Raw genomic sequence first — 12,980 nt, 5'->3', positions numbered from 1 at the left:
GCGTGATCGATCGATCCCCCGGCGCGGCGAGCGTCAAACAGCTGGCAGACGGCGCGTTCGGCTACGTCCAGCCCGACGGTTCCTGGTTCATCAACAATTGCGGCTTCGTCGACGCCGACGGGCACGCTGTGCTTATCGACACATGCGCGACCGAACGACGTACGCGGGCCCTGCTCTCGGCCGTCGGCGACACCGTCGGCCCGGTCACGACGCTCGTCAACACCCATCACCACGGCGACCACACCAACGGCAACTATCTGGTCGGCGGCGCCACCGTCGTCGGCCACCGCAAGACCCGCGAGACGCTGCTGGCCGACGGGATCCAGCGGTACGAGGGCGTCTTCACCGACAGCGACTGGGGCAAGCTCGAACTGCGCGTGCCCGACCTGGTCTTCGACGACACCGTCACGCTCTACGCCGGGCAGACCCGGATCGACCTCATCCACCCTGGCCACGCCGCGCACACCACCAACGACGTCCTGGTCTGGCTGCCCGAACAGCGGCTGCTGTACGCGGGCGACCTGGTGTTCAACGGCGGCAGCCCGTTCGCGCTGATGGGCTCGGTGGCGGGCTGGCGGGCCGCGCTGAACGTGATCCGCGAACTCGATCCGGCGGTCATCCTCCCCGGTCACGGCCCGGTGTGCGGGCTCGAAACGGTGGACGCGGTCGACGACTACCTGGAGTTCGTCCAGCGCGCGGCGGAAACCGGCAAGGCGGCCGGGCGCTCCCCGCTGGAACAGGCGAAGGCGACCGACCTCGGCCGGTTCGCCGAGCTGACCGAGCAGGAGCGGCTCGCCGGGAACCTGCACCGGGCGTACGCCGAACTCGACGGCGAAGGGTGGGGTGCGCCACTCGATCTGGTGGCTCCGCTGAAGGACATGCTGGCCTGGAACGGGGGCCCGATCCGCTGCTTCTCGTGAGCACCGGTTTTGTGGCTAGGCTCGGAATCCGGCAGAGGTTTTCGGAAAGGTTTCGGATGAGCAAGAAGGCGAGCATCGGGGTCACCGGCCTCGCGGTCATGGGCCGCAACCTGGCGCGGAACCTGGCCCGGCACGGGCACACGGTCGCCCTGCACAACCGCTCCGAGGAGCGCACCCGCTCGCTCGTCGAGCAGTTCGGCGACGAAGGCGACTTCATCCCGGCGTACTCCGCGCAGGAGTTCGTCGACGCGCTGGAGCGGCCGCGGCAGATCGTGATCATGGTGAAGGCGGGCGGCCCGACCGACGCCGTCATCGAGGAGTTCGCGCCGCTGCTGGAGCCGGGCGACGTGATCGTGGACGCGGGCAACGCGCACTTCGCGGACACCCGCCGCCGCGAGCAGGCGCTGCGCGAACGCGGCCTGCACTTCGTCGGCACCGGCGTGTCCGGCGGCGAGGAAGGCGCGCTGCACGGGCCGAGCATCATGCCCGGCGGGTCGAAGGAGTCCTACGAGTCGCTCGGCCCGCTGTTCGAGGACATCTCGGCGAAGGTCGACGGCGAACCGTGCTGCACGCACGTCGGCGCGGACGGCGCCGGGCACTTCGTCAAAATGGTGCACAACGGCATCGAGTACGCCGACATGCAGCTGATCGCCGAGTCGTTCGACCTGCTGCGCGGCGCGGCGGGCTACTCCCCGGCGGAGATCGCCGACGTGTTCGGCACCTGGAACACCGGGCGGCTCGACTCGTACTTGATCGAGATCACCGCCCAGGTGCTCAAGCACGTCGACGGCGCGTCCGGCAAGCCGTTCGTCGACGTGGTCGAGGACGCGGCGGAGCAGAAGGGCACCGGCCGCTGGACCGTGCAGATCGGGCTCGACCTCGGCGTGCCGATCAGCGGCATCGCGGAAGCCGTGTTCGCGCGGTCGCTGTCCGGGTCGACGGGATTGCGCTCGGCCGCACGCGGCCTGGGCGGCCCGAAGCGCACGCCGCTCACTGGGTCGGCGCTGGAGACCTTCGCGGACGACGTCGAGCAGGCGCTGTACGCGTCGAAGGTGGTCGCGTACGCACAGGGCTTCAACCAGATCCAGGCAGGCGCCGCGGAGTACGGCTGGGACATCGACCTGGGCCGCGTCGCGTCGATCTGGCGCGGCGGCTGCATCATCCGGGCGAAGTTCCTGAACGACATCACGTCCGCCTACGCCGCGGAGCCGGGCCTCCCGACGCTGCTCACCTCCGGCGGTTTCCGTGCGGCGGTCGAGAACGCGCAGGACTCGTGGCGCTCGGTCATCTCGACGGCGGTCCGCCTGGGCATCCCGACGCCCGGCTTCTCGACCGCACTGGCGTACTACGACGGCCTCCGCGCGGACCGGCTGCCGGCCGCGCTGGTGCAGGGGCAGCGCGACTTCTTCGGCGCGCACACCTATCGGCGGGTGGACCGTCCCGGTTCGTTCCACACGCTGTGGGCCGGGGACCAGTCTGAGGTCGAAGCCTGATTTTTTGGTGCTGTGGAAGGGCTCTCCCCGGTATTCGGGGAGAGCCCTTCTTTTGTCATTTCTGCATGGTGCTGAGAATTTCCGCGAGGAATTCCTTGATCTTCGTTTCGGCCTTTTCCTTGTCGACCCCCAGTGCGGCAAGGACTTCGTAACCCGCGCCCTCGCCCTGTTCCAGCAAGGCAAGGAGAATGTGCTCGGTGCCGATGTAGTTGTGCCCGAGCCGCAGCCCCTCGCGCAGAGTGAGTTCGAGAGTTTTCTTGCCCGCAGCCGCGAACGGCACCTTCTCGGGAGCCCCGTCGACCGGCTCCGGCAGCCTCGCCTCGGCGGCTTCCCTGACTGCATCGAGGGTTATCCCCTGCGCGACAATCGCTCCCGCCGCCAATGCGTCGGGTTCGGAAAGCAGGCCGAGCAGAAGGTGCACGGTGTCGATCTCGGGGCTCTTGTTGTCGATGGCCGCCTGCTGAGCCGCGACGACCACGTGCCGCGCGCGGTCGGTGTAGCGGCCGAACATCCGTTGTATTCCGCCGGCTGAATCGTCGCTCTTCGGAACGAATCTCTTCTGGGCGGCTTGTTTGGTCACGCCCATACTGGCCCCGATGTCGGTCCAAGACGCCCCGCTACGGCGAGCTTGGTCGACGAAGTGGCCGATGAGGTGGTCAGCGACGTCGCCGAGATGCTGGCCGACGTAGACGGCGTCGGTGAGCTGGGCGAGGGCGTCTTTTTCGTTGTTGGCCTTGATGGCGCTGATGAGGTCGTCGAGCTTCACTGAGTCGGTCATGGCGTCAACTGTAGGTTGACGATCGGGGTGCGTCAACCTTTGGTTGACCAGGTTGACGAGCCGCAAGACTTGTCGTCGACCGGCCGCGACAGCGCGCAACTCAGGCATGGCCCGCGGCATGCTCACCACATGCTCAGATTCGATCCAAGTGAGCATGTAAGTGAGCAAGTAGCCGTCTGTAGCGCCCTCAGGCGAACGGCAACCCCACGTAATTCTCCGCCAAACTAGTAGCCGCCGCCCTAGACGAAGCCGTATACCGCAGCTGCGACAGCTGCAACTTCCGAGCAAACGCGTCCGCCCCCGGGTCCACGTGCAGCATCGTTGTCATGAACCACGAGAAGTGCTCCGCCCGCCACACCCTTCGCAGGCAAGTGTCCGAATAGGACTCCGCCAGCGACGAATCCCCTTGCAGCAAAGCCACCAAAGCCCGCGACAGCACCACCACATCCGCGACTGCCAGGTTCATCCCCTTAGCCCCGGTCGGCGGCACGATGTGCGCCGCGTCGCCAGCCAGGAACAACCGGCCATGGCGCATTGGCTCGGCTACGAAGCTCCGCATCGGCGTGATGCCCTTGTCCAGGATCGGCCCCTCCTGCAGGGTGAACTCACCATCGACCGCCAGGCGCGTCGACAGTTCCGTCCAGATCCGGTCATCCGACCAGGCCGCCAGGTTCTCCCCCGGTTCGACCTGAAGGTACAGCCGCGTGACGTCCGGGGAGCGCATGCTGTGCAAGGCAAATCCCCGCGGATGATGGGTGTAGATCAGCTCCTCGTGCGACGGCGGCGTCCGCGCCAGCACGCCCAGCCAAGCGAAGGGATACTCCCGCTCAAAAGTAGTCAGCACACCGTCCGGAATGGACGGACGGGACACGCCGTGGAAACCGTCGCAACCTGCTACGGCGTCGCATTCCAGGGTTTGCCAGGAACCAGAGGAATCCCGGTACTGCACAACGGGACGCGAAGTGTCCACTGAGGACAGTGAAACCTCGGAAACCTCAAAGTGCAGCGGCAGATCCGCGGCCTCGTGCGCGTCGACGAGGTCCTTCACGATCTCCTGCTGCCCGTACACCGTGATCGCCTTGCCGGTCAGCTCGGTGAGTGCGATGCGGTGATCGGCACCGTCGAACCGAAGCGAGAAACCCTCGTGCGGCAAGCCTTCCGCGGCCAATCGACCGCCGAGGCCGATCTCGGTGAGCAAGTCGACCGTCGGTTGTTCGCAGACGCCGGCGCGCACGCGTTGCCGCACGTACTCGCGGTCGCGGGCTTCGAGCACGACAGCCTCGACACCCGCCTGGTGCAGCAAATACGACAGCAGCAACCCGGCCGGGCCGGCACCGATCACGGCGACCTGCGTGCGCAACGGAACCTCCGATCAAGCCGCGGTGCGCGACTTCAGGTGTGCTTTCAGATCAAACGAACTGGCTTCCAGATCCGCGTACGCCGGATGCGGTTCCGCTGCGAAAAGCCGGCGCGCGGCGATGTGGTCCGGCGCGCGGTTGACCGATTCGACGGCGATCAGCACGTCGTCGCGGAAGGACAGCACGGAGAACTTCCCGGCCGTCCGGTCACCGGTGACCACGGTCCGGTCCGCGGCGTCGAGGATGCCCGCGATCTGCAGTTTCGCGCCGGTCTGGTCGGTCCAGAACCACGGCAGGCTGTCGTAGCGCGCGGGTTCCCCGGCGATCGCCGCGGCCACCGAACGGGCCTGGTCAACGGCGTTCTGCACGGATTCCAACCGGGTCGCGGCACCGGCCTGGACGCACGGGAAGCACGCGCAGTCGCCGATCGCGAAGATCTTCGGGTCCTCGGTGCGCAGGTGCTCGTCCACGACCACGCCGTTGCGCACCTCGAGCCCGGCCGCCTCGGCCAACGTCGTCTCCGGCAGCACGCCGACCGCGACGACCACGAGGTCCGCAGGCAACCGTCGTCCGTCGGACAGCTCAACCGACTCCACGTGGCCGGACCCGTGCAGCGCAGTGACCCCGACGCCCAGCAACAGCGTGTGCCCAGCCGCCCGGTGGTGTTCGGCGAAGAATTCCGAGATCTCCGGCGACGCGACCCGCGCCAGCAGCCGGTCCTGCGCCTCCACCACGGTGACCGGACGGCCGGCGTGCGAGGCGAACTCCAGCCCGATGAACCCGCCGCCGATCACCACGACCTCGCCCGCCGCGTCCAGCGAAGCCCGCAGCCGGTCGGCGTCCTCGCGGGTGCGCAGCATCAGCACGCCGTCGAGGTCGGCGCCGGGCACCGGCAGCGCACGGTTGCGCGCGCCGGTGGCCAGCACCAAATGGTCGTAACCCAGCTCCGTACCGTCCTCGAGCCGCACTTTCGCCGCGTCCCGGTCGATCGCGGCGACCCGGCCGCGGACCAGCTCGATGTCTTTCTCGGCGAAGTAGTCCTCCGGTCGCAGCACCAGCTGCTCGACGCCCGCGCTGCCCGCCAGGTACGCCTTCGACAGCGGCGGCCGCTGATACGGCACCCCCGGCTCGTCCCCGATCAGAACCACGCGGCCGGCGAACCCCTTGTCCCGCAAGGACGCCGCGGCCTGGAAGCCGCTTTGCCCGCTGCCCACGACGAGAACGGTCTCGGTGCTCATCTCGCTCCTCCCGACATCCCGGGCTCCATCTGAGCACACCTCGGCCAAGATCGTCGAGGAGCGGCGGTCACACCCGGTGCAGGAACGCGATCGCGTCCGCCGCCTCGACCGCGTCGAACGGCAGATACCCGCGTCCGTCGCCGGTCCGCGCGGGCAGATCGGGGTCGATTCCGGCGGTTTCGACCAGTTCACGGTCCTGGACCGTCGCGGCGAGATACGCCTGCAGCGTCCCCGGCGCGGGGTCCTCTACTCCATCTGACGAGCCGAAATCGGTGGCAATGAACACATACCGGGCACCGAGCCGGTGCGCGACCTGCGCGCCCGCGCTCCACCATTGCGCACCCATCATCGAGGCCGCGCGCCGTTGGAGGTGCTGGTTGTGCGCGGAGACGAAGGCGCCCGGCAACGCGAGCAGGTTGTCCGCCATCATCGCGTCGCGCTGCGCCCCGAGGCGGCCCATCCGTTCCGGCGAGGTGTCGGCCATCAGCGAGTGGTAGCGGCAGAGCCCGACCGCGGTCCGGGCGAGCAGATCGCCACCGGCGGGCAACGCGGGGCGAGCCCGTTCGAAGTGGGCCGCGAGGTCGTCGGCGATTAACCGCAGCTCACGCGCGTCCGGACTGTCCCCTTTGGACTTCGCGCCGTCCCACATCGCCGCTTCGCTCGCCCAAGCCGCGTCGTCGCCAGCCAGCCGCTCGATGGTCGCGACGTCGTGCGGTACGTCGTCGAGATGGTCGGCCAGGAAGCCATGCAGTTCGGTGAGCACCGCGCGCGGGCTGGGTGCGCTGGCCATCTCCAGGGGAGCGTCGAAGCCGTGGAAGTGCACCTGATCTTCGGGCGCGCGCCCGGCGTTGTGGGCCCGCATCCACTCGACCAGCGCACGGTTGGAGGGGAACGCTCCGAAACCGTGGCTGAACCCGGTGGCCAGCACCTTGTCGAGGTCGCCCTCGCCGGTGGTCACGTAGCGGTCGACGAGGCGTCCGGCCAGGCAGTCGCTCTCCAGCGCGATCGAGCGGTAGCCGTGTTCGAGGACGAGGTGCTGGAAGATTTCGTTGCGGAACAACGGGAACGCCTCGGTCCAGTGCGTGGGCTCGCCCAGACCGAGCAGGGTCGGCGAACGGTGGGCGAGGAAGTCGTCGAAGGTCTTCATTGCTTTGACCGTATCGTTGAACTCTCTGTTGGCACTTTTCCGCGAATCACCTGGTTGAATAGCACGGAAACCCTCAAACCGGAGGTGACATGCGTCCGAAGGACCTCGCCCGCGAGCACGGCTTGTCGACCCAGGCCGTCCGCAACTACGAGGAGGACGGCATCCTCCCGCCCGCCGAACGCGGACCGCAGGGCTACCGGACGTACACCGAACACCACGCGCAAGCGTTGCGCGCCTTCCTCGCCCTGCGCCCCGGCTTCGGCCACGCCCGCGCGGCAGCGATCCTCCGCGCGGTCAATGAGCGTTCGGAAGACACCGCGTTCCAGCTGATCGACGAGGGCCACGCCGAACTGCTGCGCGACCGCGGCACCCTCACCGAGGTCGAACACGCGCTGCGGAACCTGACCCAGGAGCCGGACGTCCGCGAGACCGTCCCGTCGATCGGCGCGCTCGCGCACCAGCTGTCCGTGCACCCCGCCACGCTGCGCAAATGGGAGGCCGCCGGGATCCTCCAACCGGACCGCGACCGAGCCGGAAACCGCCGCTACCCACCCGCCGCAGTCCGCGACGCCCGCCTCGCGCATCAACTCCGCCGCGGCGGCTACCCGCTCGCCCGGATCGCCGCGGTACTGGAGCAGGTCCGGCATGCGGGCGGGGTCGCGCCGCTGGAAGAAGCCCTGCGTACCTGGCGTTTCCGGCTCAGCGCCCGGGCGCACGCGATGCTGGACGGGGCCGCCCAGTTGTCGCGCTACCTCGCCGAACGTCCGTGAGGGGACCCCCGAGGGAATCTGATTCCGTCAGGGGTCCCCTCACGGACCTGGTCACTCCGGCAGCACGAGGCGCATCCACTCGGCGGCGAACCGTTCGAAGTCCGCGATCTTCTCCGGGTCGATCACGTAGTCGACAACGCAGGTGATCACGGACGGCCCCAGACCCGCTCCGCCGTCGAGACGATCAGCTCCAGCTTCCGCAACTGCTCAGTGGCGGTCAGGTCGTTTCCCTCCTCCGTGGAGGAAAACCCGCATTGCGGCGACAGGCACAGCTGGTCCACGTCCACATACCGCGACGCTTCCTCGATCCGCCGCACCAGCGCGTCCGGGTCTTCCAGCTCTGGCCGTTTGCTGGTCACGAGCCCGAGCACGACCCGTTTTCCCTTCGGCACGAACCGCAACGGCTCGAACCCGCCGGAGCGTTCGTCGTCGTACTCCAGGAAGAAGCCGTCCACCGCCAGCTCGCCGAACAGCGCCTCGGCGACGAACTCGTAGCTCCCGGACGCCACCCACGACGAGCGGAAATTGCCGCGGCACAGGTGCGTCGTCACGGTCAGGTCGTCCGGTTTCCCGGCGAGCGCGGCGTTGATCGTCGAGATGTTGCGCAGGTGCATGGTGTCCGGGTCGCTGCCCATGCGGGCGACGAGTTCGCGCTGCTTCGGGTCGTTGAGGTACGCGAGGCTGGTGTCGTCCAGCTGCAGATACGTGCAGCCCAGCGCGCTCATCGCACGCAACTGTTCCGCGTACGCCGCGCTGAGGTCGGTGAAGAACTCGTCCAGCTCCGGGTACACGGTTTCGCTCACCGCCGCCCGGCCGCCGCGGTAATAGACCATGCTCGGCGACGGGATGGTCAGCTTCGGCGTGATGCCCGGGTCGGTGTGCGCCTTCAGGAACTCGAAGTGGTCGGCGAAGATCGGCTCGTCGAGCCGCACCTTGCCGTCGACCTGCAGCCCCGGCGGGCTGAACTCCAGGTCGCCGGCCAGATTGTGGAATTTCACGTGCAGCCGCTCGTCGCTGCGCGAGACGCCGCCGAGCGCGTAGATGAAGTCCATGTGCCAGGAGGACCGGCGGAACTCGCCGTCGGTCGCCGATTCCAGCCCGGCCGCCTTCTGCATCTTGACGACGTCGCGGATCGCGTCGTCCTCGACGGCTCGCAGCTGTTCGGCGGAGATCTCCCCAGCCGCGTGGTCGCGCCGCGCTTCGCGCAGCACCGCCGGCCGCAGCAGGCTCCCTACATGATCGGCACGGAACGGAGGTCGTGCAGTCATGTCTGGCATGGTCACACACAAACCGGCGGTATGTGCAGCGATAATCCGGCGGGACCCACACCGAAGGAGCCGCTCATGACCAACGCCGCGCACCCGGTCGACCGGGGCCTCCCCGCCGGACGGCTGCTTCTGCTCGGACTGCAGCACATGGCGATCATGTACACCGGCTGCATCGCCGTGCCGCTGGTCATCGGCAGTGCGCTGCACCTGGACAACGCGTCGATCGCGCTGCTGGTGAACGCCGACCTGTTCGTCGCCGGACTGGCCACTTTGGTCCAGTCGGTCGGCATCGGGCGGCTGTTCGGCGTGCGCCTGCCGGTCGTCGCGGGCGCGACGTTCACCGTGGTCAACCCGATGATCCTGATCGCCGCGCAGTACGGCCTCACCGCGGTGTACGGCGCGATGATCGCCTCCGGCGTCTTCGGCTTGCTGATCGCCCGGCCGTTCGCCGCGCTGATCCGGTTCTTCCCGCCGCTGGTGTCCGGGACGTTGCTGCTGGTCATCGGCATCTCGCTGCTCGGCCCCGGCACCGCGATGATCGGCGGCCACGACACCGGCGACCCGTCCTACGGCGATCCGGCGAACCTCGGGCTGGCGTTCGGCGTGATCGCGCTGGTGGTGCTGTTCACCCGGGTGCTGCGCGGCTTCCTCGGCCAGATCGGCCCGCTGGTCGCGCTGATCGCCGGCGTCCTGATCGCGATCCCGCTCGGCCGCACGCACTTCTCCGGCGTCGGCGACGCGAGCTGGTTCGGGCTGGCCTCGCCGTTCCACTTCGGAGCGCCGACGTTCCCGGTCGCCGCAGTGGTGTCGATGTGCGTGGTGATGCTGGTGTCGTTCACCGAGACCACCGCGGACCTGATCGCGGTCGGCGAGATCACCGGCCGTCCGGTCACGCCCGCCGACCTTTCGCGCGGCCTCGCCACCGACGGCCTGTCCGCGATCTTCGGCGGTTTTATGAACTCCTTCCCGGACACCGCGTTCGCGCAGAACGTCGGACTGGTGCAGATGACCGGCGTCCGCAGCCGCTGGGTGGTCGCGACAACCGGCGGCATGCTCGTCGTGATGGGCCTGGTGCCGAAGATCGGCGCGTTCATCGCCGCGATCCCGGAACCGGTCGTCGGCGGCGTCGCGGTGGTGATGTTCGCGATGGTCGGGGTGGTCGGCGTGCAGACCCTCAAGAAGGTCGATTTCTCCGGCAACCACAACGCTTTCGTGGTCTCGGTCGCGCTCGGCGTCGGCTTGCTGCCCGCGTTCGGCCTCGACCGGTTCGGCAACTCGGTGTTCTTCCAGCACTTCCCCGCCTGGCTGCGGACAATCTGCGGCAGCCCGATCACCGTCGCCGCCGTGCTGGCTTTTGTGCTGAACCTGCTGTTCAACCACCTCGGCCGGAAGCGCGAGGAAGACCTGCTGCCGTAAGCAGCCGGTCCGGGAGCTTGGCTCCGATACCCGGCTCGATCGGCCTGTTCAGCAACACCCGCAGGACATCGGGTCGACCGAACCCCTTGCCCCACAACCCTTTCGCGGTACCGCCGTTCGGCCGCAGCCCGTGATCATGTCCCGCCGCCCTAGATTTCTCCGACCGTTCGGGCAGTTCTTCCCGCGCCCTATTCGCGCACCACCTCAACCATGACACCTTGTGCCCCAAACGACCTCCGGACAGAAGAGGGCGCATGGACGGCACTTCCCTCATTCTCAATTCCGCCGAACGGACCAGAGCCGCCGAACTTCTGGCCCGGTTCACCGACAGCTACGAAAATTCACTCACCAGTCGCCCGATCGCCCCCGACGCGGACCGGGAAACGCTGGCTAAACTGTTAGCGGAACCGTTCCCGGAAGAAGGCCTTGGCGTAGAAGCGTTCTTCGCCGACGTCGTCGACCGCATCGTGCCCTACACCACCACGATCGCGCACCCAAGGTTCCTCGCCTACGTACAGGGTCCGCCAAACGGCATCGGTGCGTACGCCGAAGCAATTGCCGCAGTGCTGAACCAGAACTGCAATCTGTGGCAGATCTCCCCAGCCGCCAACGTAATCGAACGCTCCGTCATGGACTGGCTGGCCGGCCTCTTCGCCCTGGGCCCGGCTTCCGGAGGCATCCTCACCAACGGCGGTTCCGGAGCCACAATGGACGCGCTCACTACCGCCATCGCCGACCGAATACCAGACTTCCGCGAACGCGGTCTCCAAGAATCCCGCGCCCCGCTAGTGCTTTACACCTCCGACGAAGCGCACCGCAGCGTAGTCAAGGCCGCCGCCCTGCTAGGAATCGGCCTGGACAACGTCCGCACAATCCCCACCGACGCCCATTTCCAACTGCGTGTCGACCTGCTAACCCGAGCGATCGCCGAAGACCGCGCCGCCGGAAAAGAACCGTTCTGCGCAGTAGCGACCGCAGGCACAGTCACCACCGGCTCGATAGACCCCATCGGCCCCATCGCAGACCTCTGCGAAAAAGAAAAACTCTGGCTACACGTAGACGGCGCATACGGCGCCCTTTTCGTCCTAGCCGATTCAACCCGCGACGCACTGCTCCCGCTGTCCCGGGCAGACTCCATCACCCTGGACCCGCACAAGCTGCTCTTCGCTCCGTTAGAGGCGGGAGCCCTGCTGGTCAAGGACATGGCGAAGCTGCGCAACGCCTTCGCCTTCTCCTCGTCGTCGTCCTACCTCACCGCAATCGACGACGCCCACCTGCTCGACTACATGGACCACGGCCCGCAACTTTCCCGCAGTTTCAAGGCTTTGAAAGTCTGGGCTGCCCTGCGCACCTTCGGCGTAGGCACCTTCCGCACAGTCACCGAACGCTGCCTGACCCTGGCCACCCGCCTAGGCGCCCACATCGCCGCCGCCCCCGGGTTGGAGTTGATGAACCCAGTCACGCTCACCGCAGTCTGCGTCCGAATGCCCGGCCGCAACACCGAAGCACACGCAGAACTCCTCACCAGACTCCACGAAGAAGGCACCGCAATGCTGGGCCCAGCCAAGGTAAACGGGCAGGCCTGCGTCCGCGCCTGCGTCACCAACCACCGCACCACCGAGGCAGACATCGACCTACTGGCCAACCGCCTAACCGCTATAGCCCGCACCCTGCCCGAGCAGTGAGGGCCACCCTCACACCCCCTGATTCCCTCAGGGCCCCCCTCACGACCCTAAAACCGCAGCAGACACACCCAACGAGCGAGGCACCCACACCTCCCCCGCACCCCGATACGAAGCTCCCCTGCGGTTCGGGGGTGCTTGTCAAGGCATCTTTCCCGCCTTGACAAGCACCCCCGAACCGTCAGCACAATCAAACTTCGGGGTGCCCCACGCAACCAACGGGCGCAATGTCGCCGCCAGGCGACGAGCCGAATCACCCCACAAACACCAACGGCCCCCGCCTGCGGATCCAGCCCAACCCTCCGCAACACCACGTAACGCGCGTAACGCGCGTAACGCGCTGACGCGCTGACGCGCTGACGCGCTCAGACCCCTAAAGGCAAATAATGTTCAAAACACAAGGCGGCTCATGGCTGCTCGACGAAGCCGGCTGGCTCGAACTCGACGGCGCCGACGTGCTCGTCGACGGCTGAGTCGGCCCAGTCGGACCGGTCGTTTCCGGCCGCTCACTCGACGACGGACGCGCCGGAGCGGAATCAGCCGGGTGCTCGGCAGTGCTGTGCTCGCCGAACGGATTGACGTTCGCCTTGGTCGAAGGCGCGTCCCCCGCGCCGACAGTGCCCTGTTCGGTCTCCTCGCCGGTGGGCGTCGGCGGGTTGGTCTCGTCGACGCCGCCCGCGCCGCCGGTGCGGTCCGGCATCTCGATCACGCGCATTTCGGTGATCCGGGCGGCCCCGTCGTTCGCGGTGGTCCCGTACGAGACGAGCATGGCCGCGGCCCCGCAGCCGACGATCACCGCGAGCATCACCGAAACCATGCGCCACCTGGACCGGGACGGCGGCGGGATCCGTCGTTCGTGTCCTTCGCGCACCAACAGCTCGGCGACCGAAACCTCGTCGTTCACCAGCGA

At 67.8% G+C, this 12,980-nt stretch carries 11 protein-coding genes; 5 read left to right on the top strand and 6 right to left on the bottom strand.

The features are described 5' to 3' along the window. Positions 1-2: 2 nt before the first annotated feature. Positions 3-920, top strand: a complete 918-nt coding sequence (locus EIZ44_RS36025) for an MBL fold metallo-hydrolase (protein ID WP_134733580.1) — start codon at positions 3-5, stop codon at positions 918-920. A gap of 56 nt (positions 921-976) precedes the next feature. Beyond that, complete coding sequence (gene gnd, locus EIZ44_RS36020; protein WP_043840368.1) at positions 977-2,413, top strand: NADP-dependent phosphogluconate dehydrogenase; 1,437 nt, start codon at positions 977-979, stop codon at positions 2,411-2,413. A 55-nt stretch (positions 2,414-2,468) separates the two neighbouring features. On the opposite strand, the gene EIZ44_RS36015 is transcribed toward gnd, so the two are convergent. From EIZ44_RS36015 to EIZ44_RS36000, 4 genes are all read right to left on the bottom strand, one after another. Further along, complete coding sequence (locus EIZ44_RS36015) at positions 2,469-3,191, bottom strand: Clp protease N-terminal domain-containing protein (protein ID WP_134733653.1); 723 nt, start codon at positions 3,189-3,191, stop codon at positions 2,469-2,471. A gap of 187 nt (positions 3,192-3,378) precedes the next feature. Next, positions 3,379-4,551: a 4-hydroxybenzoate 3-monooxygenase gene (locus EIZ44_RS36010; RefSeq protein ID WP_134733579.1), complete on the bottom strand. Its 1,173-nt coding sequence runs from the start codon at positions 4,549-4,551 to the stop codon at positions 3,379-3,381. Between the two features lie 12 nt (positions 4,552-4,563). Beyond that, a complete protein-coding gene (locus tag EIZ44_RS36005; RefSeq protein WP_134733577.1) occupies positions 4,564-5,787 on the bottom strand; it encodes an NAD(P)/FAD-dependent oxidoreductase in 1,224 nt (407 codons plus the stop codon). Between the two features lie 67 nt (positions 5,788-5,854). Continuing rightward, positions 5,855-6,934 carry an erythromycin esterase family protein gene (locus tag EIZ44_RS36000; protein ID WP_134733575.1) on the bottom strand — a complete coding sequence of 360 codons (1,080 nt, stop codon included), beginning with the start codon at positions 6,932-6,934 and terminating at the stop codon, positions 5,855-5,857. Between the two features lie 89 nt (positions 6,935-7,023). On the opposite strand from EIZ44_RS36000, the gene EIZ44_RS35995 reads away from it, so the two are divergent. Further along, positions 7,024-7,704, top strand: coding sequence for a MerR family transcriptional regulator (locus tag EIZ44_RS35995; protein ID WP_134733573.1), 681 nt, complete (start codon positions 7,024-7,026; stop codon positions 7,702-7,704). Between the two features lie 146 nt (positions 7,705-7,850). Here the strand turns inward: EIZ44_RS35995 and EIZ44_RS35985 are convergent, their stop codons facing one another. Next, entirely contained in the window at positions 7,851-8,972 is a 1,122-nt protein-coding gene (locus EIZ44_RS35985; RefSeq protein ID WP_037807479.1) for a 5-methyltetrahydropteroyltriglutamate--homocysteine S-methyltransferase, read from the bottom strand. Between the two features lie 75 nt (positions 8,973-9,047). Here EIZ44_RS35985 and EIZ44_RS35980 point away from each other — a divergent pair, with 75 nt between their 5' ends. Both EIZ44_RS35980 and EIZ44_RS35975 read left to right on the top strand, forming a co-directional pair. After that, positions 9,048-10,388 (top strand): nucleobase:cation symporter-2 family protein, encoded by a 1,341-nt coding sequence (locus EIZ44_RS35980; protein WP_037807478.1) that lies wholly within the window; start codon positions 9,048-9,050, stop codon positions 10,386-10,388. 254 nt (positions 10,389-10,642) lie between these two features. Beyond that, positions 10,643-12,073 carry a pyridoxal phosphate-dependent decarboxylase family protein gene (locus EIZ44_RS35975; RefSeq protein WP_134733571.1) on the top strand — a complete coding sequence of 477 codons (1,431 nt, stop codon included), beginning with the start codon at positions 10,643-10,645 and terminating at the stop codon, positions 12,071-12,073. 370 nt (positions 12,074-12,443) lie between these two features. Here the strand turns inward: EIZ44_RS35975 and EIZ44_RS35970 are convergent, their stop codons facing one another. Then, the gene (locus tag EIZ44_RS35970; protein ID WP_134733569.1) at positions 12,444-12,974 is read right to left on the bottom strand and encodes a hypothetical protein; all 531 of its coding nucleotides are present in this window, start codon (positions 12,972-12,974) and stop codon (positions 12,444-12,446) included. Positions 12,975-12,980: the final 6 nt, after the last annotated feature.

The sequence above is a fragment of the Amycolatopsis nivea genome, assembly GCF_004522235.1.
GTDB lineage: Bacteria > Actinomycetota > Actinomycetes > Mycobacteriales > Pseudonocardiaceae > Amycolatopsis > Amycolatopsis nivea.
This window is presented reverse-complemented; position numbering and strand designations above follow the sequence as displayed.